This is a genomic window from Variovorax sp. LARHSF232 (assembly GCF_052871435.1).
The window spans coordinates 385,317-411,111 of record NZ_JBIXJS010000003.1; the positions used below are offsets into that span (position 1 = coordinate 385,317).

Here is a 25,795-nt window from a genome sequence, read left to right on the forward strand (position 1 = left end):
GGCCCCGCACCCACCTCTTCTCATTTCAAAGATCCGCTAGGAGACATCTCATGGCAAAAGCCATTCGCCTGCACGAAACCGGGGGGCCGGAAGTGCTCCGCGTTGAAGACGTCGAGGTCGGCGACCCCGGCCCCGGCCAGGTCCGCGTGCGCCACAGCTACGTGGCCGTCAATTTCATCGACATCTATTTCCGCACCGGCCGCTATCCCTTGCCCTTGCCCAATGGGCTGGGCTCGGATGCGGTGGGCGTGGTCGAGGCCGTGGGCGCCGGCGTGACCGCGGTCCGTGCGGGCGACCGCGTGGGCTACCTGATGGGGCCGCAAGGCGCGTACTCGGACGTGCGGCTGATGCCGGCCGAGTTCCTGATCCCGCTGCCAGACGGCATCTCGGACCGCACGGCCGCAACGCTGATGATGAAGGGCATGACGGTGCAGTACCTGTTCCGCCAGGTCTTTCCGCTGCATGGCGACGAGACCATCCTGTACCACGCGGCCGCCGGCGGCGTCGGCCTGATCGCCTGCCAGTGGGCACGCGCCATGGGCGTGCGGATGATCGGCACCGTGAGCACCGACGAGAAGGCCGCGATCGCCAAGGCCAACGGCTGCGAGCACGTGATCGTGACCTCGCGCGAGAACATCGCGCAGCGCGTGCGAGAGATCACCGACGGCAAGGGCGTGCCGGTGGTGTACGACTCGGTGGGCAAGGACACGCTGGAGGCTTCTCTCGACAGCCTGCAGCCGCGCGGTTCGCTGGTCAGCAACGGCACCAGCTCGGGGCCGGTCGTCATCGACACCATGCAGCTCGCCGCCAAGGGCTCGATCTGGGTCACGCGGCCGGCGATGATGCACTACATCATGCCGCGCGAGCACATGCTGAAGATGGCCGACGAGCTGTTCGGCCATGTGCTGGCCGGTCACATCACCAGCGAACCCAAGCAGGTGTTTGCGCTGGCCGATGCGGCCGATGCGCACCGCGCGCTCGAGTCGCGCGCGACGGTCGGTGCGACCGTGCTCGTTCCCTGAGGCTTCGTGCGATGAACGCCGGCGCGAATCCCCCCGCACTGCAGGGCCAGGGCGATGGCTACCTGTTCAGCCGCGGCCAGGCCTGGTTCGCCTTCGCGATGACCATCGGCCTGATGATGTTCGACTACATCGACCGCCAGGTCATCGTCGCGCTGTTCCCCTACCTGAAGGCCGAATGGGGCCTGTCGGACAAGCAGCTCGGCGGCCTGGTGTCGGCGGTCTCGGTGACGGTGGCGCTGGCCGCCATTCCGGTGGCGTTGCTGGCCGACCGCTCCAGCCGCATCAAGAGCGTGGTCGTGATGGCCATGGTCTGGAGCCTGGCCTCGATCTCCTGCATGTTCAGCCGCGGCTACGGCTCGCTGCTGGCGGCACGCGCGCTGGTCGGCCTGGGCGAGGCGGGCTACGGCTCGGTCGGCGCCGCGCTGATCGCCAGCCACTTCCCGGCGCGGCTGCGCGGCGCGGTGATGGCGGCCTTCTTCGCCTCCGCGTCGGTGGGCTCGGTGCTGGGCGTTCTGCTGGGCGGCCTGATCGCCGCACGCTGGGGCTGGCAGGCTGCGTTCGGCGCGGTCGGGGTGCCGGGCCTGTTGCTGGCGCTGCTGTACCTGAAGGTGCGCGACTACCCGACCGTCAAGCTCACGCCCCGGCTCGACCAGGCGACCCGCTCGCCGCGCGACACGTTCGGGGCCATCGTGCAGGCGCTGCTGCGCTCGCGCTCCATGCTGTGGCTGTGCCTGGCCGGGGCGGCGCAACTGGTGGTGGTGTCGGCCGTGTGGGCCTGGCTGCCGAGCTACCTCAACCGCAGTCACGGCATGGCACCCGAGCAGGCCGCCATGCGCGCGGCAATGGTGGTGCTGTGCGGCGCGCTCGGCGCCGTGCTGTGGGGTGCGCTGGCCGACTTTGCCGGGCGTCGCCGCCCGCGCGCCAGGCTGCATGTGACGGCGCTGCTGTGCCTGGCCTCGATGGCCGTGCTGATCGGCGCCTTCGGCGCCGCCAGCTTCGGCTACCCGATCTCTGCCGGCACGCAGTTTGCGCTGCTGGCCCTGGGCGGCTGCCTCATGACCTGCACGGTCGGCCCAATGGCCGCCGCCGTGATCGACGTGGTCCACCCCGGCGTGCGCGCTACCGGTTCGTCGGTGCTGTCGCTGTTTCAGAACCTGCTGGGCCTGGCCGCGGGGCCCTTCATCGCGGGACTCTTGTCGGATGCCTGGAGCTTGCAGCAGGCCTTGACGGCCATCCCCCTGTTCAGCCTGCTGGCCGCCGCCGCGCTGCTGACGGCCTCCCGCCGCTACGAGGCAGACCTGCGGCGCGCCGGCGAGGCGAGCGAGCAGGAAGCGGCGATGCCCGCGGCCCCGGCCCCGCGCCGCGCGCTGGCCTGACCCCAACTACCCACCATTCACTTTTCGAGGAAGAGACTCCATGTACGGATCGATGATGGAGCAGCCGTTGCTGATTTCGACGCTGCTCACCCACGCCGAGCGCCACCACGGCGAACAAGAGATCGTGTCGCGCCGCGTCGAAGGCGACCTGCACCGCACCACCTACCGCGAACTGGCTCAGCGCTCGCGGCGCCTGGCCAACGCGCTGGCGGCGCGTGGCATCCGGTTCGGCGACCGCGTCGCCACCCTGGCCTGGAACGGTTACCGCCACATGGAGCTGTACTACGCGGTGTCGGGTTCGGGCGCCGTGCTGCACACGCTCAACCCGCGCCTGCATGCCGACCAGGTGAACTGGATCGCCGACCATGCAGAAGACCAGATCCTGTTCTTCGACCTGAGCTTCCTGCCGCTGGTGGAGGCCATCGCTCCACGCGTGTCGACCATCAAGGCTTTCGTGGCCATGACCGACCGCGCGCACATGCCTGTAGAGGCCAAGATCCCCGGCCTGCTGTGCTACGAGGACCTGGTCGAAGCTCATTCGGATGCGTTCGCCTGGCCCGAGTTCGACGAGAAGACGGCGTCGTCGCTCTGCTACACCTCCGGCACCACCGGCAACCCGAAGGGGGCGCTCTACAGCCACCGCTCGACCGTGCTGCACACCTACGCGGCGGCGCTGCCCGACTCGCTGAACTGCTCGGCCCGGGATGTCATCCTGCCGGTGGTGCCGATGTTCCACGTCAACGCCTGGGGCCTGCCCTATGTGGCGTGCATGGTGGGCGCCAAGCTGGTGTTTCCGGGGCCATGGCTCGATGGCAAGTCGCTGCACGAGCTGTTCGAGGCCGAGGGCGTGACCATGTCGGCCGGCGTGCCCACCGTGTGGCAAGGCCTGTTGGCGCACGTGGAAGGCAATGGCCTGAAGTTCCGCACCATGCGCCGTACCGTGATTGGCGGCTCCGCCTGCCCGCCGGCGATGATGCGCGCCTTCCAGGAGCGCTTCGACGTGCAGGTGCTGCACGCCTGGGGCATGACCGAGATGAGCCCGGTGGGCACGGTGTGCACGCTCAAGCCGGGCCAGCTGGCCCTGGACGGCGAAGCGCGCCTGGCCATCCAGGCCAAGCAGGGCCGTTCGGTGTTCGGCGTCGACATGAAGATCGTCGGCGATGACGGCAAGGAGCTGCCGCATGACGGCAAGACCGCCGGCGAGCTGATGGTGCGCGGCCCCTGGATCATCGCCAACTACTTCAAGGGCGAGGGCGAAGGCCCGCTGGTCGGCGGCTGGTTCCCCACCGGCGACGTCTCGACCATCGACGCCGACGGCTTCATGCAGATCACCGACCGCAGCAAGGACGTGATCAAGTCGGGCGGCGAATGGATCGGCTCGATCGACCTGGAGAACATCGCCATGGCCCATCCCGCCGTGGCCATGGCGGCCTGCATCGCCGCGCGCCACGCCAAGTGGGACGAGCGCCCGCTGCTGGTGGTGACGTTGAAGGCTGGCCAGGCGCTTTCGCGCGAGGAACTGCTGGCCTTCTACGAGGGCAAGATCGCCAAGTGGTGGACGCCGGACGACGTGGTCTTTGTCGACAGCATCCCGCTTGGTGCCACCGGCAAGGTGCTGAAGAACAAGCTGCGTGATTCCTTCCAGGATCACCTGCTGGCCACGGCCTGAGCCTTCGCATGACGACGACACTGTCCATCGCCGCCTGGCCTTCGCGCGCCCGCGTGCTCTTCCCTGGCGTGCTGGCCAGCGCGGTGGTGGCGGCCGCCGCCACCTTCTTGTCGCAGCACTACGGCGCGCCGGTGATGCTGTTCGCCCTGATTCTGGGCATGGCGATGAACTTCCTGACGTCGGACGGTGGAACCTGCTCGCCCGGCATCGAGTTCACCGCGCGCCAGGTGCTGCGCTGGGGCGTGGCGCTGCTGGGCCTGCGCATCACCGTGGGGCAGATCGCAGAGCTCGGCTGGCATCCGGTGCTGTTGGTGGTGGCCTCGGTGGTGATCACCATCGGCGTCTCCATGATGGCTGCGCGGCTGCTGGGCTTCCAGGGCCTGTTCGGCCTGCTCACCGGCGGCGCCACCGCCATCTGCGGCGCCTCGGCCGCGCTGGCGCTGGCCGCCGCGCTACCCAGTCATCCGCAGAAGGAGCGCGCCACGCTGTTCACGGTGGTCGGCGTCTCGGCACTGTCGACGCTGGCCATGATCGCCTACCCCATGCTGGCCCATTGGCTCGGGCTCGATGCCCGGGCCGCCGGCGTGTTCCTCGGCGCCACCATTCACGACGTGGCGCAGGTGGTCGGCGCCGGCTACAGCATGTCCAAGGAAACCGGCGACGTCGCCACCTTCGTCAAGCTGATGCGCGTGGCCATGCTGCTGCCGGTGATCGTCTTTGCCGTGATGTGCACCCGTGCCCGCGGCAAGGGTGCCGGCGGTGGTCCTCGTCCACCTTTGCTGCCGTGGTTCGCCGTGGCCTTTGCCGCCCTGGTGGCTATCAACAGCACGGGCTGGATCGCGCCGGCGCTGAGCGTGCTGGGCGGCGACGTCTCGCGCTGGTGCCTGGTGGCGGCCATCGCGGCCATCGGCATGAAGACGCAGCTGCGCGACCTGGCCACGGTGGGACTCAAGCCCGTGGCCCTGATGCTTGCCGAGACCGCATTCCTCGCCATACTGGTGCTCGCGCTGCTGCGCTGGGCGCCCTGATCCTCAAGACTCAGGAGACTCCACATGATTTCGATTCACCCCAAGAGAAGGCTGCGGCACGTCGCCCGCGCCGTGTGCGTGAGTGGCCTGGCGGCCGCCAGCCTGGCGGCCCTTCCCGCGCAGGCCCAGGCCCCAGCACCGAAGTGGCCCGACAAGACGGTGCGCATCATCGCCGCCGGCCCGGCCGGCGGCTCGGCGGACATCGTCGCGCGCCTGATGGCGGACAACCTGGCCAAGGACGGCAGCGTGGCCGTCGTGGTCGATCCCAAGCCCGGCGCCGGCGGCGTGCTGGCGGTGAACGAGCTTTCGCTGGCGCCGCATGACGGCTACACGGTGCTGGTGGGCGTGAACTCGCTGGTCAGCGAGATCCCGCACATCGTCAAGCTGCAAAAAGACATGGCCAAGGAAATCAAGCCGCTGGCCGAGCTCTCGCGCGGCGGCCTGGTGCTGGTCGGCACGCCCTCTGTGCCCGCCAAGAACTTCGGCGAGCTGGTGAGCTGGGTGAAGGCCAATCCGGGCAAAGTCAGCTATGCCTCCTACACCGCGGGCACGATCTCGCACGTGCTGGGCCTGCAGCTCAACAAGGCGGCCGGCCTGGACATGACGCATGTGGGCTACAAGGGTTCGACGCCCGCGCTCACCGACGTGATGGGCGGCCACGTGCCGCTGATGTTCGACGCCATGCCCAGCTCGCTGCCCATGCTCAAGGGTGGAAAGATCAAGGCCTTTGCCATCAGCACCGCCAAGCGCTCGCCGCTGCTGCCCGATGTGCCGACCTTCGCCGAACTCGGCTACCCGCAGCTCGAAGCCACCGGCTGGATGGGCCTGTGGGTCAAGCCCGACGTGCCGGCGGCGCAGCAGGCGCGCATCCGCGAGGCCGCGCTCAAGGTGCTGCAGCAGCCGGCCGTGCGCGAGCGGCTGCAGGACATCGGCTTCGAGGCCGGCCAGCCGCGCAGCCCCGAGGAACTGAGCAAGACTCTGGCGACCGACTACCAGCGCATGGGCGCGGTGCTCAAGGCGATCGACTTCAAGCCGGAGTAAGGGCCTGCGCTTTCATTGCTCTCCGGCACACAAGCAGGACCTCGTCTACCTCGTCCATGGCGATCATCCCAGGAGCGAGTCGCAACTCCTTCTGGAATCGCAACGCGAGCGGCATGATGGTCCGGTTGTATGTGTTCATGGCCAGTTCGCGATGATTCGAGAGCCACCACATGCCGATGTCGACCAGGCGCGGCGAACGCGGCTTCATTCCGAAAACCGCGCTGCGCTCCACCACCAGGTTGCTCCGCGCCAGCAATTCAAGAAGGCATGGCGGGTCGTAGCGTCGCTTGTGGCCTACGAAATCGTCAAACGCGGTCCAATGAGAGGGGTGCAGTGGCGTCGAAATCAAGAGAACAGCACCTGACTTCGTCACTCGCACCAACTCTGCCAGCGCAGCGTCCCCATCGTCGACATGCTCGATGATGTCCAGGGCGCAAACGAGATCGAATGTGCCGTCGGTGAACGGCAGGGACGTCACCTCACCAAGTGCAACCCGTCCACCACATTCGCGAAGCACCGCAAGCGCTGGGGCACTGATGTCCACAAAATGCGTGCCCTCGATCGGCAGGTGCGGCCGGAGGCCAGGCCCAACCTCCAACCGTCGCCCGCCTTCAGGCAGCAGGGATTGCACAAGTGGCCAGGTGTTGAAGCGATGAGGCTTGACGAGCTCAGCCCCGGACCAAAGTGAGTCATAGAACCGGCGGTTCTGATCGAGAAGCTTGTCCGCATCCGAGGGCTGCGCTAGCTTTCGCTGCATCATCGAAATACTGTAGCAGTAGCGGGCAATCGCGAGTCGCCGACAGCTACCTGTGCCGGCAAAAGCTGCCTATGCCCTGCGCTAGGAGCGCCGATACATTGCCCACTTCACTGTGAGAAGGTCCGCGGCGATTTTGGCGGCGTTGACCCCGGCATACGATTCGGCGGGATCGAACTCGAAGGCCTCCTTGTAGCGGACGACCTGCGCATAGTCCTTGTCGAAGGTCATCGGACCCATGAGGTCGATCGGATTGACTCCGGCGGGAATCGCCAGGAATTTCTTTGGATTCGTGGCGCTCTGGTAGAGGTCGACGCTCATCAGCTTCATACAACTTTCCTCGACGGGTTGAGATCGGTGAGGCGAACCACGAGTGAGTTCAACGTCACGGCTGTGCCCCAGCGAAAGTTTTGCTATCGCAAGGGCTCAACGATCCTCTCCCCTATCCGCGCCACAGGCAATCAGCGCCGGCCTACATTTTGTCGGCCAGTGCCCGTCACCCGCCTCGCAGGCGACGACATTGCACTGCGGATTCAATCGGTCGGCGCAAGCGTATCAAGTCGTCGCAAGGAGGAACGGCATGATGTTCCGCATCGCACGCGCGACGTAGTCGTCCTTCTCCCCCACTGGCGACATAGTGCATCGCGTCCTTTGCCGCCTCGATGCCCGCCAGGCGTGCAATCACCCACGCGGCCAGGTACTGTGACGCGAGGCAGCCCCCGCGGTGGCGACAACCTCCCGTGGGCCGGCCTCAGCTTTCGTTATGCGCGACCTCGATGCGACGGCGCGTACGCGCGGGCACGTCGTAGATGTTGAAGTTGCTCATGGACCTGCCGTAGAGGTGCAGGCTGACCGCCCGGGGCCGTTCTGCCGGAACCCCCGTGACGTGGATGTGATCGGGATTCGGCACGAAGCTCGTCACCGCGCCGCGTTGCAGCAAGACGATGCCGCCTCGCGCGAGGTCGATCTCCTCATCGGCGCCCCGGTCCGGCGACAAGCGGACGTAGCTGCGCTCCTCCAGCACACCTTCGAGCACGCCGACGACACCCCAGCTTCCGTGGTCGTGGACAGGAGTCCATTGGCCGGGGAGCCAGACCAGCACATACAGGGAGAGACTCTTGTCCGCTGCCTCGTAGACGAGGTTGCGGGTGTAGCCGTCACTGGAGGCGCGATAGTGCCGCGGCGCCAGGAACTCATCGGCCTGGTCGATCAGGTGCAGCATCAGCGGCGCCAGCGCAAGCACGCAGTCGGCTGGGTCGGGTTGATTCCGGCTGCGGCTTTGGGCCTCGGCGACAAAGGCTGCGAGTGCAGGCGAGGCCAGCTGTGAAGTGGTGATGGACATTTGGGCTCCGCTCATCGATTCCGGCGATTGGCGGCATTCTGCCCCCCCGCTGAGCGGCAGCGGTGTTCCATCGATCCATCAGGGCAAGACCAGGGTCAGCGAGTCCGCCGGCGAGGCTACCGGCGCCCGCGGGCGCAGCAGGAAATACGACAGCGCCGGAATCAAGAGCACCGCGCCCACCATGTTCCAGATGAACATGAAAGCCAGCAGGATGCCCATGTCGGCCTGGAACTTGATGGGCGACAGCGCCCAGGTGAGCACCCCCGCGGCCAGCGTGACGCCCACCAGCACCACGACCTTGCCGGTGAACTGCAGGGCCAGGCGATAGGCCTCGCCCAGGGTGGCGCCGGCGCGTTGCTGGGCCAGCTGCACGCTCAGCAGGTACAGCGCATAGTCCACGCCGATGCCCACGCCCAGGGCAATCACCGGCAGCGTCGCCACTTTCACGCCGATGCCCAAGGCAACCATCAGCGCCTCGCACAGCACGGACGTGATGACCAGCGGCAGCACGGCCACCACCACCGCGCGCCAGCTGCGGAAAGTGATGAAGCACAGCACGATCACGGCGGCGTAGACCAGGAGCAGCATCTGCGTCCAGGCCTTGCGCACGACGATGTTGGTGGCGGCCTCGATGCCGGCGCTGCCGGCGGCCAGCAGGAAGCTGCGCTCGCCATTGCTGTGCGCCTGTGCAAACTCGGCGCTGGCCTGCACCACGCGGTCCAGCGTCTCGGCGCGGTGGTCGGCCAGGTAGGCGATCACCGGCATCACCGAGCAGTCGGTGTTGAAGAGTTCCGGGTTGTTCACACCGGCCTGCTGCGCGCCGTAGTTCAGCACGTCCTGGTTGCGCGCGATGGTCAGCCACTTGGGGCTGCCCTCGTTGCTGCCGGCGGTGATCTGGCGCACCGCGTTGGCCAGCGAGGTGGTGGTCTGCACGCCCGGAATCTGCTGCAGGGCCCAGGCCAACCGGTCGGCTTCGATCAGCGTCTGGTATTTCAGGCAGCCTTCCTTGGCCGTCTTCACGATCACCGCGAAGGTGTCGCTGGACAGCGAATAGTGGACGGTGATGTAGGCGTTGTCCTTGTTGTAGCGCGAGTCGGGCCGCAGCTCGGGCGCGCCGGGGTCGAGGTCGCCGATCTTCAGCTGGGTGCTGACCGCCAGGCCGATGGCCAGCAGCGCGGCGGCGGCTGCCACGGTGCCGATCGCCCAGCGCCGCTCGGTGAAGCGGCCCAGCCAGGCGTAGACGCGGTCCATGCCGCGCGCATCGATGCCGGGCTGCTCGGCGCGCAGGCTGCGCTGCGCCGCCTTTTCACCGACGCCGATGTACGACAGCAGCACCGGCAGCAGGATCAGGTTGGTGAGGATCAGCACCGCCACGCCGACGCTGGCGGCCAGCGCCAGGTCCTGGATGACCGGAATGTCGATCAGCATCAGCACGGCAAAGCCCACCGCATCGGCCACCAGGGCCGTCAGGCCGGCCAGGAACAGGCGCCGGAAGGTGAAGCGGGCGGCCACCAGGCGGTGCGCGCCGCGGCCGATGTCCTGCATGATCCCGTTCATCTTCTGCGCGCCGTGCGACACGCCGATGGCAAACACCAGGAAGGGCACCAGGATGGAATAAGGGTCCAGCTCGAAGCCGAAGGCGGCGATCAGCCCCAGCTGCCAGACCACCGCCACCAGCGAGCAGGCCACCACCAGCGCGGTGCTGCGCAGGCAGCGCGTGTGGATGTAGATGATGAGGGTGGCCACCAGTGCGGCCAGCCCGAAATACAGCGCCACCTGGTGCAGGCCTTCGATCAGGTCGCCCACCAGCTTGGCAAAGCCGATGCTGCGCACGTGCAGTCCCGTGGGCTGGCCCTGCGCGTCGGTCTCGTAGCGTGCGCGCATGTCGTCCAGGGTGCGCGACAGCGCGCGGTAGTCGATGCGCTGGCCGCTGGCCGCGTCCTGGTCCAGGAGCGGCACCACGATCATGCTGGACTGGAAGTCCTTGCCCACCAGTGCGCCCACCAGGCCGGCGCGTGCGATGTTGGCGCGCAGCTGCTCGATGGCGGCCGGCGAGCCGTCGTAGTTGTCGGGCATCACCGGGCCGCCGCGAAAACCTTCCTCCGTCACTTCGGTCCAGCGCACGGCGGGCGCCCACAAGGACTTCATCCAGGCACGGTCCACGCCGGGCGTGAGGAACAGCTCGTCCTGGATCTTCTTGAGCGCGTCGAGGTAGCGGGGCTGGTAGATGTCGCCCTGGTCGTTCTCCACCACGATGCGCAGCGAGTTGCCCAGGCCGCGCAGGTCGGCCTTGTGCGCCAGGTAGTTCTGGATGTAGGGATGGCCCTGGGGAATCATCTTCTCGAAGCCGGCGTGCAAGGTCAGCCGGGTGGCGGCCACCGCGCCCAGCAGCAGTGTGAGCAGGGCGCACAAGACCATCACCGCAAGGCGGCGGTTGAAGATGAGGCGCTCCAGGCGCGAGCCGGAGCGTGGGTCGAACTGGTCGAGCGAAAGGGGCGCGGACGCATCCGCGTGGTTGGGGGTGTGCATGAGAGTTTCTCCGGCTGCCCGTTCAGGGCAGCTGCAGCGCCTGGGCGCCGCGTGGTCCGGCCAGGACCAGTGTTCCCTGGGAGGAAGCCGCTACCGCGGCGGCGGGAACGGTGCGTTCTGTCTTGGCGACCTTGAAGCTGGCGCCGTCATCGTTGCTGACCAGCACGTGGCCGGCCTGGCTCACGAGGACGATGCGCCCGTCGTCCTGCCGGGTGCCGGCCGTCAAGCCCACCTGCAGCCCGGTCGGCGTGGGCAGCCAGTTGCGCCCGCCATCGCTGCTGCGCAGCACGGTGCCGCGCAGGCCGTAGGCGACCAGCGATTGCGCGCTGCCTGTGATCCCGAACAGGGTGCCCTTGTAGGGCAGTTCCAGCGCCCGGAAGCGCGTGTCGCCCTGCGCGAGCTTGAGCATCAGGCCCTGCTCGCCGGCAATGTAGACATCGGGGCCGAAGCCGCGCACCGCGTACAGGTGCAGGCTCTTGGGGTTGTCCGTCGCGTGCATCAGCGGCTGCCAATTGGCGCCGCCATCCTGGGTTTGCAGCACCAGGCCGAAGGCGCCAACCACGTAGCCGTTGGAGGCATCGCGGAACCAGACGTCCAGGAAGGGGTTCTCCGCGCCCGGGGACTGGGGGCGGTCGGCCGCCTCGATCGGCTGCACGGTCCAGCGCTTGCCGCCGTCCTTGGTTCGCAGCACGACGCCGTCATGGCCGACGGCCCAGCCGTTCGTCGCGTCGGGAAAGCTGAGCGCCACCAGGTCGGAGCTGATCGGCACCTCGGCCTGCAGCCAGCGCCGGCCGGCGTCGTCCGAATAGACGATGTGGCCGCGCTGGCCCACCGCGACGAGGCGCGTGCTGCCGGCGCGGGCGATGCCGTTCAACAGTGCGCGCGAGGCGAGCGGGCTCTGGATGGCGGGCGTGTCCAGCACGTCGCGCCAGGCCTGGCTGTCGCTGGCGGCCTGCACCGCCCACGCGGCGGCGCCGGTGGCCAGCAGCGCGGCGAAGAGGCGGCCGCCGCGGGCGGGGCGCTTGGCAGTCATGGGCAAGCCCCGTTCATTCAGCGGATGCCGGCGCCGGCCAGCGCATCGGCCGTCCATTCGCGGTCGGACAGTGCCTTGGTGTGGCGCAGGCCACCGGTCTCTGCGATGTAGCCCGTCAGCGAATAGACGCGCGAGACGAAGTCGTAGTGGCCGAACATGTCGGTGTACGGGGCCGGCAGGTCGTAGCTGGGCGCCATGTAGGCGAAGCCGGCGCGGTAGAGCTGGCCGCGCGCGTCGTAGTTGTCCGAGGCCAGCGCCGCCCACGAATCCTCGTCGAGGTAGAAGGTGCGCTTTCCGTAGACGTGGCGCTTGCCGTCGCGCAAGGTGGCTTCCACCACCCACACGCGGTGCAGCTCCCAGCGCACGATGTCCGGGTTCAGGTGGTTGGGCTTGAGCAGGTCGTCCTGCTTGGACTGGTAGACCGCGCCATAGGCGTTGTAGGGCACGACCATTTCCTTCTTGCCGACCAGCTTGAAGTTGAAGCGATCCATCGCGCCGTTGAAGATGAAGGTGTCATCGAAGGTGGTGGCGCCGGCAGTGCCCGGGTTGGGCGTGTCGTAGGAGAGGTCGGGCGCGACCTTCACGCGGCGTTGCCCGGGCAGGTAAGTCCAGGCGCGGCGCTCCTTGGTGCCGACGTCCAGCGGGTCCACGATCAGCAGGGCCTCGCCGGCGCGGCGCGCCGGGCCGGTGTAGGTGAGCTTGATGCGCCAGTAGGTGTCGGCCGCGGTCTTGGTCGCATCCCAGAAAGGAAACTCCTGCACGCTCACGCCTTCCGTGGCCAGGGCCGGGCGGCCGCTGGCGTCCACGTTCAGGTTGCGGTACTTGGCCTCGTAGCTCTGGCCATTGAAGCGCACCAGGTGATTCCACATGGCTTCATAGCCGTCCTTCGGGATCGGGAAGGGGAAGCCGGCATGTGCGCCTTCGATCGAGCGCCCCTCGTTGCCCGTCCTGGCCTTGACCGCGCTGGCCGCCGTGTTGTCGGTGACGAACTTCGGGAAGGCGACGCTGCGGTGCGTCGGGTAGACGTCGACGCGAAAGCTCGAGTGGGTCTTCAGCAGCGTCTTGGTGCCCTCGGTCAGGCGATCCGCGTGTTCGGCCATGTTCTTGGCGTCGATCACCAGGCGCGGCTTCTCGCCGGCGAAAGGATCGGGCCGGATGCCGTCGCCGGTCTTGAAGCCGGCGGGCACGCTCTTCAGGCCGCCGGTGTAGGCGGGGATGGTGCCGTCCTTGTTGCCGGCCTTCTCGGCGCCGACGGCGGTGAGGGTGTTGCCGAGCGCCTTGGCTTCCTCGGCCGTGACGGCCGCCTGGGCGGCCAGGCTCGCGCAGGCGGCAACGGCGCCGGCGAGCAGGGTGTGGGTGAATCGCATGGTGGGTTGTCTCTTAGAAGGTGGTCTTGAAGGTCAGGCTCACGAAGCCGCGGTCCTTGAGCAGCGTGGTGAATCCGTTCTGCGCGGTGACGGCCTGGCCGTTGTCCTTGTAGTGGCCGAGGTAGTCGATGTATTTCAGGTCGAAGCGGTACTTCTGCTGCACGTCCACGCCCAGGCCCACGCTGTAGTTGCCGTTGCCCTGGTTGCCGCCGAAGATGGTCGCGGCATTTCCCTTCAGGCCGATGGCATAGCTGATCGGCGCCGACAGGTCGATGCCGGGGAAGACCTGGAACCAGGTCGGCGTGAACGACAGGCCCATGCCGAAGTAGTTCTTCGTCGTGCAGCCCTCCCACTTGTTCCTGCCGGCGCAGGCGGCGAAGCCTTCCGCGAAGAACAGGTTCTCGCCGCTGGTGACCTTGTCCCAGCTCGACCACACCAGTTCTGCCGCCCAGGCCGCGGTGTCGAACAGGGCCGTCTTCGGAACGAGGCCGACCGCATTGACCAGGCCGTGGTAGGTATTTCCGCGCGGGCCCTTGGTATCGCCTTGTGCCGGCAGGCCGGGCGCGATGCCCAGCACCGTGCTGTTGAGCGGCGTGTTGTGGCGGTAGGAAAGTTCGCTGCCGAAGCTGATGCCGCCGATGTTCTTGGCCAGGCTCACGCCGTAGATGTCGATGTCGTCGGCGTAGATCAGGTTGTAGCGGCTGACGTTGCGGCCCACCTGCGTCAGGAAGGTCTGCGGCAGCTTGTCCGCCATGTTGCGGTAGTAGAAGCCCAGCGTGCCGTCCAGCCACGCCGGGCTCCAGCGTGCCGATGCGCCGCCTTCGCCGCGCTGCTTGGGCTCGACCGGATTGCCGCGCGCAGCGAAGCCGAGTGCGGGCGAGATGAACTGCCGGTCCGGACCGTTGAAGGCGAAGTCCACCGGGCCCAGGTAGGTGCCGCCTTCCGGATAGCGGTAGGACTCCCACTCGAGCATGTACTGCGCCGCCACCGAGAGGGTGTCGGTCAGTTGGGCCTGCGCCGACACCTGGTTGAGCGGGCGGAACAGTTCCTTGGCTTCCACGCCCGGCGTGGCAAAGCCCTTCTGCAGGTCCAGCGGGTTCTGCGCGTAGGCCACGCTGTGCAGGTTGCCGCCCAGGAACAGCGACTCGCCCCAGTAGAGCGAGTGACGGCCCAGCTTGGCGTTGACCGGCACTTCGCCGATGTCGGCGCCGCCGAACACGAAGGCATCCAGCAGCTCGCCCGAAGGCCCGTGGTAGTAGCGCTTGGTGTAGTCGCTGTATTCCTTGTTGATGTAGCTCGGGATGGCGTTGAGCGGCGGGTTGGGGTTGGTCCGGCTCTGGCTGCCATAGGCGGCGTCGTACCAGCCGGCCGCGCTCACGCGGGCGCCGAAGCGCTTGCGGTAGGTCACGTCCAGCTCGGTCAGGATGTCGAGGCGGTCGGCCACCGAGTCATGGCGGTCGAAGCTGTAGGTGCCTTCGTCCGACACGGCCGAGTTGCCGATCTTGGAATCACGGCTCTCCAGGCGGTTCGCATGGTTGTAGCGGACCGTGTTGTCCCAACGGATGGTCAGGTCGGGGTTGCCGGTGTCGAACTCGAAGGCCTGTGCGCCGACCGGGGACAGTGTCACCAGAAGGGCAGCGGCCGAGATGGTGGCGATGCGGAAGGACGGGCGGGTCTGCGCGCGCGCCGTCGTCATGCGTTGTGGGTGGTGCACGTGTCTCCAGTTTCTTGATTTGCTGCCGAGAAAGCCCAGCGCGCGAGTCGCCAGGGAACGGGCAAAATTTTCTGGTTGGCACGTGCGCGCCACCCCCTCCTTGGTGGAGGGGGGCAGGGGGTGGGAAAGCCTCAGGACGGCGCTTCTGACCGGCCGCGGAGGCCAAGGGGCGAAAGGCCTATTGCGCCTGGGCTTGATCCGGGTTGCCGGCGCGAACACTGCTGGCCAACCGGATCGCATCCGCCAGGTCCGACAGCTCGTCGGCATGCACGGCGGCCAGCTTCTTCAGGATGCGGCGCCCCTTGGGCAGCAGGTGCACTTCGACCTGGCGCCGGTCCGCCGCACTGGCCTTGCGCTTTACCAGGCCGGCCGCCTCACAGCGCGACACCAGCGCCACCACGCCATGCGGCGCCGCCTGCAGGCGCTCGGCAATCTCACCCACCGTGGCCCAGTCGCGGCCCGGGAAGCCCTGGGTGTGCAGCATCAGCTGGTAGTGCAGCACGGTGATGCCGGCCTCGCGCGCTGCGTCTTCGCTGAAGCGCAGAAAGCTGCGCAGCCTGAATCGGAATTCAGATAGCGCTTCCAGGCGCTGCTTGGTGATGGGCTGCTCTTGCATGGGCGCGAATGTAGCAAGTCGCCGGGCGCCCATGCGCGGGGCCGGACGCATGGGCGCAGGGTAATTACTCATGATGTGACATATAAAAACTCATAGCATGATGCAAATGGACGCGCTGGCCCAGGCAACTCGGGTCGGCGCGTCCGCGCTTTTTTCTGTCACACCGCAATCACTTTTCATGAAGATCAAGAGTCAAAGAGATCTCTTCGCCGGCCTCATGTTCGCCACCGTCGGCGCCGCTTTCGCCATTGGGGCCACCAGCTACAACGTCGGTTCGGGCGCCCGCATGGGGCCAGGCTACTTTCCGCTGATGCTCGGCATCCTGCTGGCCGCCCTGGGGCTGGTGGTGGTGTTCGGCTCGCTGAGCGGCGAGAGCGCCGAACGCGCCGACGGCGATCCGGTCGGCCAGATCGCCTGGAGGCCGCTGGTCTACATCATCGGCGCCAACTTGCTGTTCGGCGTGATGCTGGGCGGCGTCCGGTCGCTGGACATTCCGGCCATGGGCCTCGTCGTAGGCATCTACGCGCTGGTGTTCATCGCCTGCCGCGCACGCCAAAACTTCCCACTCAGGTCGACGCTGGTGCTGGCAACGGTGCTGGCGGCGGGCAGCTACCTGATCTTCATCCTCGGGCTGCGCTTGCAGTTCCCCACCTGGCCGACCTTCATCACCGGCTGAGCGCGGACACCTTCATCATGGAACTGATTGACAACCTGGCCCTCGGCTTCTCCTCGGTCCTGACCCTCCAGAACCTGGCCTATGCGGCGCTCGGCTGCCTGCTGGGCACCTTGATCGGCGTGCTGCCGGGCATCGGCTCGGTGCCCACCATCGCGATGCTGCTGCCCGTCACCTACTCGCTGCCGCCGGTGGCGGCGCTGATCATGCTGGCGGGCATCTACTACGGCTCGCAGTACGGCGGCTCCACCACCGCCATCCTGGTCAACCTGCCGGGCGAATCCTCCTCCGTCGTCACCGTCATCGACGGCCACCAGATGGCCAAGAACGGACGCGCAGGCCCGGCCCTGGCGGCCGCCGGCCTGGGCTCCTTCTTTGCCGGCTGCGTCGGCACCCTGATCCTGGCGGCCTTCGCGCCACCGCTGACCGAGCTGGCCTTCAAGTTCGGCCCGGCCGAGTACTTCGCGCTGATGGTGCTGGGCCTGATCGGCGCGGTGGTGCTGGCATCGGGCTCGCTGATCAAGGCGATCTGCATGATCATCCTGGGCCTGCTGCTGGGCCTGGTGGGCACCGACGTCAACTCCGGCGTGGCGCGCTATTCCTTCGACATCCCCGAGCTGACCGACGGCATCAGCTTCATCGCGATCGCCATGGGCGTGTTCGGCTACGGCGAGATCATCGCGAACCTGGCGCAGCCCGAACAAGACCGCGAACTGCTCACCAACAAGGTGAAGGGCCTATGGCCCACGCGGGAAGACTTCCGCAACATGTTCCCCGCCGTGCTGCGCGGCACTGCCCTGGGCTCGGCCCTGGGCATCCTGCCCGGCGGCGGCTCGGTGCTGTCGGCCTTCGCCTCGTACACGCTGGAGAAGAAGCTGCGCGCCCGCCCGGGCGAGGTGCCCTTCGGCCAAGGCAACATCCGCGGCGTGGCGGGGCCGGAGTCGGCCAACAACGCCGGCGCGCAGACCTCCTTCATCCCGCTGCTCACCCTGGGCATTCCCGGCAATGCGGTGATGGCGCTGATGGTGGGCGCGATGACCATCCACAACATCCAGCCGGGGCCGCAGGTGATGACCAGCAATCCAGAGCTGTTCTGGGGCCTCATCGTCTCGATGTGGGTCGGCAACCTGATGCTGGTGGTGCTCAACCTGCCGATGATCGGCATCTGGATCAAGCTCCTGTCCATTCCCTACCGCTGGCTGTTCCCGTCCATCGTGCTGTTCTGCGCCATCGGCGTGTACTCGACGAACAACAACACCTTCGACATCTGGATGGTGGGGCTGTTCGGTGTCGTCGGCTACATCTTCCACAAGCTCTCGTGCGAGCCGGCGCCGTTGCTGCTGGGCCTGATCCTGGGGCCGATGATGGAAGAGAACCTGCGGCGCGCGCTGCTGCTGTCGCGCGGCGACTGGGGCGTGCTGGTCAGCCGGCCGATCTCCGCCGGCCTGCTGGTGGCGGCTGCCATGCTGCTGCTGATGGTGCTGATGCCGGCCGTCAAGGCCAAGCGGCAGGAAGCCTTCGTCGAAGAGGGCTAGGCCGCCTGCCCGGCGACCCACTGCCACACCGCATTCACGGCCGGCTCGCTGCGCCGCCCTTTGGCCGTCGCCAGGAAATAGCTGCCGGTGGACAGCACCGGCCCGAAGGGTTGCACCAGCGCGCCGCTGCGCAATTCCTCGGCCGCCAGGGTCAGGCTCAGCAGCGCCACGCCATGGCCCGACAAGGCGGCCAGAAGCGCGTGGGTTTCGTCTGAAAAGGACAGGTCCGGCCGGCGTGTTGCCCGCCCCTTCTTGGCGGCGGGCGCCGGCAAGCCGGCCTCCTTGAACCAGCGTGACCACAGGGCCGGTGCGCTGGCGTGGGGCTGCCAGTCGCAGTGGATGAGCGGATGCCGCCCCAGGTCCGCAGCACGCGCCAGGCCCAGCTGCGGACTGCACACCGGCGCGTAGCGCTCGTGCATCAGCGCCAGCGCTTCCACGCCAGGCCACTCGCCCTGCAGGCCGGAGCGGATGGCAATGTCGGCGTCGCCGCGCGCCAGGTCGACCAGCGTGTCGCTGGCATGCAGGCGCAGTGTGATGCCGGGGCATTGCACGCCGAAAGCCGCCATGCGCGGCATCACCCATTTGGCGGCGAAGGCGGTGTTGGTGCTCAAGGTGACGGTATCGTCCGTCGCCGAGCGGGCGCGCAGCGCGTGCACGCCGGCCTCCAGCATGTCGAAGCCCTCGCGCAGCGCGTGCGCCAGGCGCAGGCCGGCGGGCGTCAGCTCCAGCCGGCGCGCCAGGCGCCGGAACAGCGGCTGGCCCAGCGCCTCTTCCAGACCGCGCACCTGGTGGCTGATGGCGGTGGGCGTGACCGAGAGCTCGCCCGCCGCCCGCTGAAAGCTCAGGTGCGCGGCAGCCGCTTCGAAGGCGCGCAGCGCGGCCAGGGGCGGGAGCCGGCGCGGCCGCCTGACGGATGAGGCAAATTCATTCATGGCAAAGAAATCATCGTTTGTATGAGAAGGATGACACCCATAAATTGACTCATCCATCCACTCATCTTCTCAGCAATTCGCCATGCGCAATCTTTCTCTCCTGCACATCGACGCCAGCGCCCGTCCGGGCCGTTCCGACATCGACCCCCATGGCTCCCACACGCGCCGGCTGTCGGCGCGCTTTGCCGAACGCTGGCGCACGCAGCGGCCGCACGACCGCGTCGATTACCTGGACGTCGGGCAGCAGCCGCCTTCCCCCGTCACCGGCCGCTGGATCCATGCGGCCTTCACGCCGCCGGCGGCGCGCGAGCTCTGGATGCACGAGACGCTGGCTGAAAGCGACCGCCTGGTGGACCAGCTGATCGCGGCCGACCTGATCGTGGTGGGCCTGCCCATGTACAACTTCAGCGTGCCGGCGCAGTTCAAGTCCTGGATCGACAACATCGTGCGGGTGGGCCGCACCTTCGGCTTCGACCGCGCACGAGGGGCGCAGCCCTATTGGCCGATGCTGACTGGCGCCGGCAAGCGCCTGGTGCTGCTGAGTGCGCGCGGCGACCACGGCTACGGCCCCGGCCAGCGCATTGCGCACCTCAACCACACGGAGGCCAGCGTGCGCTCGGTGTTCGGCTATATCGGCATCACCGAGGTCCACGAGATCGCCGCCGAGTACGACGAATTCGGCGGCGAGCAGCTGGCCGCTTCGCTGCGCCAGGCCGAACTGGCCATCGACCAGCTGGTGCAGGACCTGGCCCGCCCGGGCCTGCCGCGCGAAAAGGAAGCAGCCGCCGCTTGAGCCCGCGCGCTGGCAGCGCTACAAAGGCCGCCCCGCCTTTCAGCTTGCCCCATCTTGGCCCCTGACCCACCGCCGCGCCGCCGTGTCGGCCTGCATGCATGGCTGCTGCCGGCGCACACCGATCCCGTGGCGCTGCCCTTGCTGGCCGCGCGCGGCCTGCGCGCGCTGGGCGACGGCTACATGGCGGTGCTGCTGCCGGCCTATCTGCTGGCGATCGGCCTGGGGACGCTGGAGGTGGGCCTGCTGGCCACCGCGACCCTGCTGGGGTCGGCCCTGGGCACCATGGCCGTGGGCGCCTGGGGCCACCGCCTGGCCGCGAGCCAGCTGCTGCGCCTGGCCGCTTGGCTGATGGTGGGCACCGGCCTGGGCTTTGCCGCTTTCTCTTCCTTCTGGCCGCTGCTGATCGTCGCATTGGTCGGCACCCTCAACCCCAGCTCGGGCGATGTGAGCATCTTTCTTCCGTTGGAGCATGCCCGCCTGGCCGCGGCGGCGCAGGGCAGCGCGCGCACCTCGCTGTTTGCCCGCTACAGCCTGGTGGGCGCCCTGTGCGCCGCGCTGGGTGCGCTGGCGGCTGCCCTGCCCGATGCGCTCGTGCGGCAGCTGGCGCTCACGCAGCTGGCCGCCCTGCGCTGCATGTTCTTTGTCTATGCGGGGCTCGGGCTGGCGGTCTTTTTGCTGTACCGCCGATTGCCGCGCGGCAGCAGCGGGAACGGCGCGCTCGAAGCGGCGCCGGCCGCGCCGCTGGGGCCATCGCGCGGCGTGGTGCTGCGCTTGGCGGCGCTGTTCTCATTGGACGCCTTCGCCGGCGGCCTGGTGGTCAATGCCTTGATGTCGCTGTGGCTGCTGGAGCGCTTCGGCCTGTCGTTGGCGCAGGCCGGCGTGTTCTTCTTCTGGACCGGCCTGCTCGGCGCCGCCTCGCAGATGGCGGCGCCCTGGGTGGCCCGGCGCATCGGGCTGCTCAACACCATGGTGTTCACCCATCTGCCGGCCAATGTGTGCCTGGTGCTGGCCGCGCTGGCGCCCAGCCTGCCGCTGGCCTTGGGCCTGCTGTTCGTGCGCAGCGCCCTGTCGACCATGGACGTGCCGACGCGCACCGCCTATGTGATGGCCGTCGTGACCCCGGAGGAGCGTGCCGCCGCCGCCAGCTTCACGGCGGTGCCGCGCAGCCTGGCGGCGGCGCTCAGCCCCAGCCTGAGCGGCGTCTTCTTCGCCGCCGGCTGGATCTCGCTGCCGTTGGTGGCCTGCGGTTTTCTCAAGATCGTCTACGACCTGAGCCTGTGGCGCGCCATGCGGCGCCAGACGCACGACAAGAAAATCGACTAGGAGCCCGCTCTTTACCGCGCAGGCTCTAAAGGTCGAGCTTGTTGATCTTGGTGCCGTCGATGCTGAGGTTGGCCATCAATCCGACATTGCTGAGCGCGTAGCCCACGATCGGCTGCTGCGCCGTCTGGGTGTCGACGCCGGCCGAGGCACCCACCTTGAGCATGGTGACCGAAGCATCGGCGCCGGCGGTCCAGCCCTTGCTGGCGCGGAACTTGTCGAGCGACGCCTGGTTCATGAACAGCAGGTAGATGGCCTTCGATTCGGCACCCGCCAGAAGGCCGGCCGATGCCGCGGTGGTGCTGTAGTAGCCCTCGGTCTTGCCACCGGTGCGCAGCGCACCCTGCCCATAGGAGCCGCCGACGACGAAGCCGGCCGACACCACCGAGGGGAACACCAGAACGCCCCTGGACTTGCCGACCATCTCGCGCGAGCCCGGCACCTGGGCATAGAGCTTGGACAGCGCGCTGTCGACCTCGGCGTCGATGGCGGTGCGCTTGGCAGCCGGGCTGCCGCTGCTGCTGGTAGTGGTGGTGCATGCCGTGGCGAGCACGGCCAGAAGCCCGGCGGCGAGGAAGGAGCGCTTGTTCATGATTTATCTCCTGCAGTTTGCTTGGCAGGTCATTGTGGGCGCCGCACCGAAGGCACTCAAGTCATGAACATTTCATTCTGTAACAAACCGGCATTCAGGACTTGGCGCCCAGCACTGCCGCCACCACCGCCGCGGCTTGCGCATGCGCCGCATTGAGCGTGGCCGCCGGTTGGCGCGAGCCGTTCAGGTAGACCGCCAGCACGATCGGCGCGCGGCCTGGCGGCCAGGTGATCGCCACGTCGTTGGCGGCGCCGTTGGAGCCGGTGCCGGTCTTGTCGCCCGTGCGCCAGCCCTTGGGCAGGCCGGCGCGCAGGCGCTCGAAACCCGTGCTGGCGCCTTCCAGCCAGGTGATCAGTTGCTGGCGCGAGGGCGCGCCGAGCACGTCGCCGGTGAGCAGCGCCTTCGTCGTCTGCACCATGGCCTTGGGCGTCGTGGTGTCGCGCGGGTCGCCTGGCAAGTTGGTGTTGAGCGAGGGCTCGTTGCGGTCCAGCCGCGTCACGCTGTCGGCGCAGTGCTCGCGCAGGAAGGCGGTCAGGCCGGCCGGCCCGCCCACCAGGGGCAGCAGCAGGTTGGCGGCGGCGTTGTCGCTCACCTGCACGGTGGCCTCGCAGGCTTGGCGGGCGGTGATGAAGCCTTGCGCCAGGTGCGTGGCCGTGACGGGCGAGTGGGTAATGAGGTCGGCTTTCGTGACCCGCAGGCGCTGGTCGAGCACGCCGGGCGCCCGGTCGTTGCGGTGCAGCACGGCGGCCGCCAGCGGCAGCTTGAAGGTGGACGCCATGGCAAAGCGCTGCGCCTCCTTGTAGCCCAGCGTGCGGCCGCTGCCGGTGTCGATGGCATGCAGGCCCAGGCTGCCGCCGCTGCGCTGCTCGATCTCGGCCAGCGCTGCTGCGGCATCGGCCTCGCTTGTTACTGCGGCGGCGGTTGGATTGCCCTCGGCCCAGGCCAGGCCGGCGGAACACAGGCTGCCCAGCAGCAGCGTGCGGCGCGACAGGCTGGCGCCAGGGCGGGCTGAGGAGAGTAGGGATTCAATACTCATGGCGGGAGGTCGCCTTCTTTTCTGAAGATGAGTTGATGGATGCGCTGCGCGGCTGGCACTATCGGTCCGCCGCAGGGCAGCCACAAGCTTGCGTGTCCTCACGCTCATCACCATCCTCACAAACATAACGCCGTGCCTGAACCTCAACGCCTCGACGTCCAGCTGCAACGCCCCTTCGCCGTGGCCGGCCGGCCCGCCACCCGCCTGGCCGTGTGGCTGCTGGCGGCCATCGCGTGGCGATCCGGCCGGTCCAACGCCATGGACGGGCGAGGCATGGTCAGCGCGCAGGAAGTGGCCGCGCAGCTGGAATCGGCGGCGGCGCTGCCGATGGCGCTGAGCCGCCTGTTTGCGCTCTTGAACCCGCCGGCGCTGGAGATCGGCTGGGGCGTCGATGCCAGCCTGGCACCGTCCACTCTGGCGCTGCGCGGCCGCTCGCGCGGGCCCTTCTGGATGGCGCCCGAGACCTTGGCGCGCCTGCGCTTTCAAATGGGCGAGCATCCCGCCTCGCCGGCCGAGCTGGCGCGCTTCGTCGGGCTGGGCGGCGCGGCTGCCACGCTGCCCCGGGCAGGCGCCGCATCATCCGCGCGAAGTGGCCCGGCGCCGGCCATCGTGGCCGATGACCTGGACCGCTGGTATGCGCTGCTCGATGCACGCCAGCGCAGCGAGGAGGAGGGCGGCGCCGGCCGCGCCAGGCCGCTGCAGTCCTTGACCGATCTGCGGCTGGCGCCGCACGAGCGCCTGGCGCGCGCCTGGCGCCTGTTCTTCTCGGCCCGCAACGCGCGCCGCGCCGGCGACGTGGCGGCGGCGCGCAAGGCCCAGCGCGCGCTGGTGCGCGAACTGGGCACCAGTACCGACCCGCGCGAGCAGGTGGCGCTGGCGCTGGCGCGCATCGGACTGGTCTGGTGCGACCACCAGGCCCGCCGGCTGGCGCAGGCGGAGGCCGGATTGCGCCTGCTGAGCCTGGAAGCCGAGCGCCCGGGCGGGGCGGTGTGGCGCATCAACTCCCGCATCGCCTGCGAGTTCCACAACCTGCGCGCCCTGGTGCTGCGCGCGCGGCTGGTGGAAGGCGTCGTGCCCGAGGCGGTGCGGCCGGCCGCCGTGCGCGGCGTGCTGGCGGATCTGCGCGAGGCGCTGATCTGCGCCGTGGAAAGCGATGCCTTCACCTTGCTGGAAAGCGTGGCCGCCAACCTGGGCTACACGCTGTGGCTGCTCGAGCCCTGGCTGCCGCCCGAGGTGGCGCGCCAGGGCACGCGGCTGGAGGCCGTGCGCTGGATCCTCTTGAGCGAGTGGCTGTGCCAGCGCCATGGCCTCGCGGCCGGCTCGCCGTGGAACCTGATCAACGTCTGCCGGGTGGCGCGCGGTGCCGGCCAGCGGGCCGGCCAGGCACCGATGCCCGCGCTCGCGCTGGCGCGGGTGCGCGACAAGGTCGGTGCGACCGCGGCGCTGCTGGGCCCGCCCGGCCGGGTGCGCGACTGGATCAACCTGACGGCCGCCCTGGCCGACAGTGCCCTGGCCGCCGACACCGACTACACGCCGATGCAGCAGGTGGCGGCGCTGGTGGAACATGCCTGGCAGCTGGCGGGCGCCGGCCGCTGGGTGGAATTCAAGCGTTACCGGGAATCGGCGCTGGCCTTGCTGCCGCGCCTGGCCGCGTCGGACCGGCGCTTCTTTCGCCGCGAGATCGACGGCGCCGGGCCGCGCCAGTAGCGGCCCGCCGCTGCGTCACCTACTGGCAGCTGTAGCTGGCGGCCTCGGTGATGGCGCCGCCGCCCTTGTAGCTCGCCTTCTGCGGGTGCGGGCACACCGGCATGCTGACGCTCGCGTCCGCCGACTTCAGCAGCAGCGATTCAGGCGCGTTCTTGTTCTCGACCCACGCAACCAGCGCCTCGAAGAACTGGTTGCTGGTGGGTAGCGGCACGCGGTTGGCATCCGCCGCTGGGCCGGCGCTTCCGCTCACCGTGCCGATACCGGCGCAGTGGCCCATGGCCGGCACGAAGTACAAGCGATTGAACTTGTTGGTCTCGGCAGGGCCGCCCACCACGTCGGACACCCGTGTGTAGTAGTTGAGGGATCCGGCCGGCGTGATCAGCTGGTCGGACAAGCCGTGGTAGCTGATGATCTTCGCGCCCTTGTCGCGTGCCGGCCGCAGGTCCGGGTCATCGGAGTTGATGTTGCCGAAGGCCGACTGCAGCGCAATGCCGCGCGCGTAGGCGTTGGCCAGGCCGCTGTAGCTCAGCTGCTTCCATCGGTTCGCGCCGTTGCCGGTGGCGTTGAGGAAGCTCGGCATGGCGTAGCTCGGGTCTTGCAGTTCCAGGGCCACCATGTCGGTGGCGATGGGGAAGGGGTTGCTGCCCGCCAGCGCGCCCAGGTTGGTGCCGCGCGTGAGGCCCCACCACAGCTGGCTCGACGCCAGCGTGGCGCTGTTGCCGTTGTCCAGCGCCGGGTCGGGCGCGCTGCCGTCGGCGGTCTGCCCGTACCAGATCTTGTTGACGACCTGTGCTTCCAGCAGCGACACGCAGGATGTCGTGGCATTGCTGCCGACCACGCCGCCGTTGCCCTGCACGCCGTTGCATAGCGCAGCGGCATCGCGGGTGGGGTCGTAGCGGCACTGGCCCGGATCGGCGATGAAGCCCAGATGCGCGCCGCCCACGCCGCCCACCCCGCCCACCGTATCGCAGGCGCTGACGGCGGCCGCGCTGAGCGCCGCGAGCTTGGCGCCCGCGATGGGGCCGCCGAGCTCCTGCTGCATCGCGACCTGCGGGTTCAGCTCGGAGGTGATGAACTTGGTCCAGTTGAAGGCCGGCGCGCCATTGAGGTAGCCGTCGTAGTCCTCCGGATGCGTCTGCGCGATCTTGTAGCCCTGGCGGCCGCCGGTGGAGCAGCCGTTCCAGTACGCGTATTGCTGCGGCTTGGCGTAGTAGGCCTGCACCAGCGCCTTGGTCTTCAGGGCCAGCTCGTGCAGGCTGCGTTCGGCAAAGTCGGTCCACAGCACGGTATTGATCGTGCCGTCCTCGCGCATCGCGAAGGAACCGTTCGCAACGGTATGGCCGGTGTCCGTGGTGCCCACCGCGTAGCCGGTGGCCGCCGTGGCGGCGGCAGCCGATGCCTGCGCGCTGAGCAGGGTGGGCGAGCCGTGGTTGCCGCCTTGCCAGCCGCCGCCGCCCAGGTTCTGGATGCGCGTGTTCCAGTTGGCGGCCGTGGGCAGCCAGATCTCCATGCCGATGCCGGGCGAGGTCGAGGGCGCGCCGGCTGTGCCCGCGTGGCCCGGCCCGACATTGAGCTTGACCAGGCACAGGTCGGCCGGGGCGGTCGCCGGCGCCGGTGTCGCCGCGGTCCCCGACAGTGCCAGCGGATCGCCGGCCTTGTACGCCTTGACCTGCACGACGCTGGTGCTGGCGTCAGGCTTGAATGCGGCCTTCATGG

22 protein-coding genes and 1 pseudogene are annotated in these 25,795 nt (G+C 68.6%); 10 read left to right on the top strand and 13 right to left on the bottom strand.

Annotated elements, in window-relative coordinates; translation table 11 throughout:
• The first annotated feature begins 50 nt into the window (after positions 1-50).
• From ACIPRI_RS10630 to ACIPRI_RS10650, 5 genes are read left to right on the top strand one after another with little or no spacing between them, the layout of a single operon-like run.
• Positions 51-1,022 carry a quinone oxidoreductase family protein gene (locus ACIPRI_RS10630; protein WP_446621399.1) on the top strand — a complete coding sequence of 324 codons (972 nt, stop codon included), beginning with the start codon at positions 51-53 and terminating at the stop codon, positions 1,020-1,022.
• Between the two features lie 11 nt (positions 1,023-1,033).
• A complete protein-coding gene (locus ACIPRI_RS10635; protein WP_446621400.1) occupies positions 1,034-2,398 on the top strand; it encodes an MFS transporter in 1,365 nt (454 codons plus the stop codon).
• Positions 2,399-2,438: 40 nt separating this feature from the next.
• Entirely contained in the window at positions 2,439-4,067 is a 1,629-nt protein-coding gene (locus ACIPRI_RS10640; protein WP_446621401.1) for a 3-(methylthio)propionyl-CoA ligase, read from the top strand.
• A gap of 8 nt (positions 4,068-4,075) precedes the next feature.
• Complete coding sequence (locus tag ACIPRI_RS10645; protein WP_446621402.1) at positions 4,076-5,095, top strand: YeiH family protein; 1,020 nt, start codon at positions 4,076-4,078, stop codon at positions 5,093-5,095.
• Between the two features lie 24 nt (positions 5,096-5,119).
• On the top strand, positions 5,120-6,136 hold the full coding sequence (locus ACIPRI_RS10650) for a Bug family tripartite tricarboxylate transporter substrate binding protein (RefSeq protein WP_446621403.1): 1,017 nt from the start codon (positions 5,120-5,122) through the stop codon (positions 6,134-6,136).
• Here ACIPRI_RS10650 and ACIPRI_RS10655 read toward each other — a convergent pair.
• The 9 genes and pseudogenes from ACIPRI_RS10655 to ACIPRI_RS10695 form a co-directional block, all read right to left on the bottom strand.
• The gene (locus ACIPRI_RS10655) at positions 6,123-6,896 is read right to left on the bottom strand and encodes a class I SAM-dependent methyltransferase (protein ID WP_446621404.1); all 774 of its coding nucleotides are present in this window, start codon (positions 6,894-6,896) and stop codon (positions 6,123-6,125) included. The two genes, ACIPRI_RS10650 and ACIPRI_RS10655, sit on opposite strands and share 14 nt — an antisense overlap.
• Before the next feature lie 78 nt (positions 6,897-6,974).
• Complete coding sequence (locus ACIPRI_RS10660; RefSeq protein ID WP_446621405.1) at positions 6,975-7,220, bottom strand: hypothetical protein; 246 nt, start codon at positions 7,218-7,220, stop codon at positions 6,975-6,977.
• Positions 7,221-7,445: 225 nt separating this feature from the next.
• A pseudogene (locus tag ACIPRI_RS10665) lies at positions 7,446-7,614 on the bottom strand (AraC family transcriptional regulator); the annotation flags it as partial.
• 27 nt (positions 7,615-7,641) lie between these two features.
• Positions 7,642-8,232, bottom strand: coding sequence for a cysteine dioxygenase (locus ACIPRI_RS10670; protein WP_446621406.1), 591 nt, complete (start codon positions 8,230-8,232; stop codon positions 7,642-7,644).
• Between the two features lie 78 nt (positions 8,233-8,310).
• The gene (locus tag ACIPRI_RS10675) at positions 8,311-10,761 is read right to left on the bottom strand and encodes an efflux RND transporter permease subunit (protein ID WP_446621407.1); all 2,451 of its coding nucleotides are present in this window, start codon (positions 10,759-10,761) and stop codon (positions 8,311-8,313) included.
• A gap of 22 nt (positions 10,762-10,783) precedes the next feature.
• On the bottom strand, positions 10,784-11,794 hold the full coding sequence (locus tag ACIPRI_RS10680) for a WD40/YVTN/BNR-like repeat-containing protein (protein ID WP_446621408.1): 1,011 nt from the start codon (positions 11,792-11,794) through the stop codon (positions 10,784-10,786).
• 17 nt (positions 11,795-11,811) lie between these two features.
• Complete coding sequence (locus ACIPRI_RS10685) at positions 11,812-13,161, bottom strand: DUF1329 domain-containing protein (RefSeq protein WP_446621409.1); 1,350 nt, start codon at positions 13,159-13,161, stop codon at positions 11,812-11,814.
• A 13-nt stretch (positions 13,162-13,174) separates the two neighbouring features.
• The gene (locus ACIPRI_RS10690) at positions 13,175-14,857 is read right to left on the bottom strand and encodes a DUF1302 domain-containing protein (RefSeq protein WP_446621410.1); all 1,683 of its coding nucleotides are present in this window, start codon (positions 14,855-14,857) and stop codon (positions 13,175-13,177) included.
• A gap of 196 nt (positions 14,858-15,053) precedes the next feature.
• Complete coding sequence (locus ACIPRI_RS10695) at positions 15,054-15,491, bottom strand: MarR family winged helix-turn-helix transcriptional regulator (RefSeq protein WP_446621411.1); 438 nt, start codon at positions 15,489-15,491, stop codon at positions 15,054-15,056.
• Positions 15,492-15,669: 178 nt separating this feature from the next.
• On the opposite strand from ACIPRI_RS10695, the gene ACIPRI_RS10700 reads away from it, so the two are divergent.
• On the top strand, positions 15,670-16,167 hold the full coding sequence (locus tag ACIPRI_RS10700; protein WP_446621412.1) for a tripartite tricarboxylate transporter TctB family protein: 498 nt from the start codon (positions 15,670-15,672) through the stop codon (positions 16,165-16,167).
• Between the two features lie 17 nt (positions 16,168-16,184).
• A complete protein-coding gene (locus ACIPRI_RS10705) occupies positions 16,185-17,699 on the top strand; it encodes a tripartite tricarboxylate transporter permease (RefSeq protein ID WP_446621413.1) in 1,515 nt (504 codons plus the stop codon).
• Here ACIPRI_RS10705 and ACIPRI_RS10710 read toward each other — a convergent pair.
• Positions 17,696-18,631: a LysR substrate-binding domain-containing protein gene (locus ACIPRI_RS10710; RefSeq protein WP_446621414.1), complete on the bottom strand. Its 936-nt coding sequence runs from the start codon at positions 18,629-18,631 to the stop codon at positions 17,696-17,698. The two genes, ACIPRI_RS10705 and ACIPRI_RS10710, sit on opposite strands and share 4 nt — an antisense overlap.
• Before the next feature lie 82 nt (positions 18,632-18,713).
• Here ACIPRI_RS10710 and ACIPRI_RS10715 point away from each other — a divergent pair, with 82 nt between their 5' ends.
• Both ACIPRI_RS10715 and ACIPRI_RS10720 read left to right on the top strand, forming a co-directional pair.
• A complete protein-coding gene (locus ACIPRI_RS10715) occupies positions 18,714-19,424 on the top strand; it encodes an FMN-dependent NADH-azoreductase (protein WP_446621415.1) in 711 nt (236 codons plus the stop codon).
• Between the two features lie 54 nt (positions 19,425-19,478).
• Positions 19,479-20,747, top strand: coding sequence for an MFS transporter (locus ACIPRI_RS10720; RefSeq protein WP_446621416.1), 1,269 nt, complete (start codon positions 19,479-19,481; stop codon positions 20,745-20,747).
• 25 nt (positions 20,748-20,772) lie between these two features.
• On the opposite strand, the gene ACIPRI_RS10725 is transcribed toward ACIPRI_RS10720, so the two are convergent.
• Both ACIPRI_RS10725 and bla read right to left on the bottom strand, forming a co-directional pair.
• Positions 20,773-21,336: a BPSL1445 family SYLF domain-containing lipoprotein gene (locus ACIPRI_RS10725; RefSeq protein WP_446621417.1), complete on the bottom strand. Its 564-nt coding sequence runs from the start codon at positions 21,334-21,336 to the stop codon at positions 20,773-20,775.
• A gap of 94 nt (positions 21,337-21,430) precedes the next feature.
• Positions 21,431-22,372: a class A beta-lactamase gene (gene bla, locus ACIPRI_RS10730; protein ID WP_446621418.1), complete on the bottom strand. Its 942-nt coding sequence runs from the start codon at positions 22,370-22,372 to the stop codon at positions 21,431-21,433.
• Between the two features lie 132 nt (positions 22,373-22,504).
• Between bla and ACIPRI_RS10735 the strand changes: the two genes are divergently transcribed.
• Entirely contained in the window at positions 22,505-24,079 is a 1,575-nt protein-coding gene (locus ACIPRI_RS10735) for a hypothetical protein (protein ID WP_446621419.1), read from the top strand.
• A 19-nt stretch (positions 24,080-24,098) separates the two neighbouring features.
• Here ACIPRI_RS10735 and ACIPRI_RS10740 read toward each other — a convergent pair whose 3' ends face one another.
• On the bottom strand, positions 24,099-25,793 hold the full coding sequence (locus tag ACIPRI_RS10740) for a tannase/feruloyl esterase family alpha/beta hydrolase (protein WP_446621420.1): 1,695 nt from the start codon (positions 25,791-25,793) through the stop codon (positions 24,099-24,101).
• Positions 25,794-25,795: the final 2 nt, after the last annotated feature.

Excerpts from the sequence above, each read along its gene's own strand:
- ACIPRI_RS10630 (WP_446621399.1), top strand. The coding sequence starts at position 51 with ATGGCAAAAGCCATTCGCCTGCACGAAACCGGGGGGCCGGAAGTGCTC.
- ACIPRI_RS10635 (WP_446621400.1), top strand. The coding sequence starts at position 1,034 with ATGAACGCCGGCGCGAATCCCCCCGCACTGCAGGGCCAGGGCGATGGC.
- ACIPRI_RS10640 (WP_446621401.1), top strand. The coding sequence starts at position 2,439 with ATGTACGGATCGATGATGGAGCAGCCGTTGCTGATTTCGACGCTGCTC.
- ACIPRI_RS10645 (WP_446621402.1), top strand. The coding sequence starts at position 4,076 with ATGACGACGACACTGTCCATCGCCGCCTGGCCTTCGCGCGCCCGCGTG.
- ACIPRI_RS10650 (WP_446621403.1), top strand. The coding sequence starts at position 5,120 with ATGATTTCGATTCACCCCAAGAGAAGGCTGCGGCACGTCGCCCGCGCC.
- ACIPRI_RS10655 (WP_446621404.1), bottom strand. The coding sequence starts at position 6,896 with ATGATGCAGCGAAAGCTAGCGCAGCCCTCGGATGCGGACAAGCTTCTC.
- ACIPRI_RS10660 (WP_446621405.1), bottom strand. The coding sequence starts at position 7,220 with ATGAAGCTGATGAGCGTCGACCTCTACCAGAGCGCCACGAATCCAAAG.
- ACIPRI_RS10670 (WP_446621406.1), bottom strand. The coding sequence starts at position 8,232 with ATGTCCATCACCACTTCACAGCTGGCCTCGCCTGCACTCGCAGCCTTT.
- ACIPRI_RS10675 (WP_446621407.1), bottom strand. The coding sequence starts at position 10,761 with ATGCACACCCCCAACCACGCGGATGCGTCCGCGCCCCTTTCGCTCGAC.
- ACIPRI_RS10680 (WP_446621408.1), bottom strand. The coding sequence starts at position 11,794 with ATGACTGCCAAGCGCCCCGCCCGCGGCGGCCGCCTCTTCGCCGCGCTG.
- ACIPRI_RS10685 (WP_446621409.1), bottom strand. The coding sequence starts at position 13,161 with ATGCGATTCACCCACACCCTGCTCGCCGGCGCCGTTGCCGCCTGCGCG.
- ACIPRI_RS10690 (WP_446621410.1), bottom strand. The coding sequence starts at position 14,857 with ATGACGACGGCGCGCGCGCAGACCCGCCCGTCCTTCCGCATCGCCACC.
- ACIPRI_RS10695 (WP_446621411.1), bottom strand. The coding sequence starts at position 15,491 with ATGCAAGAGCAGCCCATCACCAAGCAGCGCCTGGAAGCGCTATCTGAA.
- ACIPRI_RS10700 (WP_446621412.1), top strand. The coding sequence starts at position 15,670 with ATGAAGATCAAGAGTCAAAGAGATCTCTTCGCCGGCCTCATGTTCGCC.
- ACIPRI_RS10705 (WP_446621413.1), top strand. The coding sequence starts at position 16,185 with ATGGAACTGATTGACAACCTGGCCCTCGGCTTCTCCTCGGTCCTGACC.
- ACIPRI_RS10710 (WP_446621414.1), bottom strand. The coding sequence starts at position 18,631 with ATGAATGAATTTGCCTCATCCGTCAGGCGGCCGCGCCGGCTCCCGCCC.
- ACIPRI_RS10715 (WP_446621415.1), top strand. The coding sequence starts at position 18,714 with ATGCGCAATCTTTCTCTCCTGCACATCGACGCCAGCGCCCGTCCGGGC.
- ACIPRI_RS10725 (WP_446621417.1), bottom strand. The coding sequence starts at position 21,336 with ATGAACAAGCGCTCCTTCCTCGCCGCCGGGCTTCTGGCCGTGCTCGCC.
- bla (WP_446621418.1), bottom strand. The coding sequence starts at position 22,372 with ATGAGTATTGAATCCCTACTCTCCTCAGCCCGCCCTGGCGCCAGCCTG.
- ACIPRI_RS10740 (WP_446621420.1), bottom strand. The coding sequence starts at position 25,793 with ATGAAGGCCGCATTCAAGCCTGACGCCAGCACCAGCGTCGTGCAGGTC.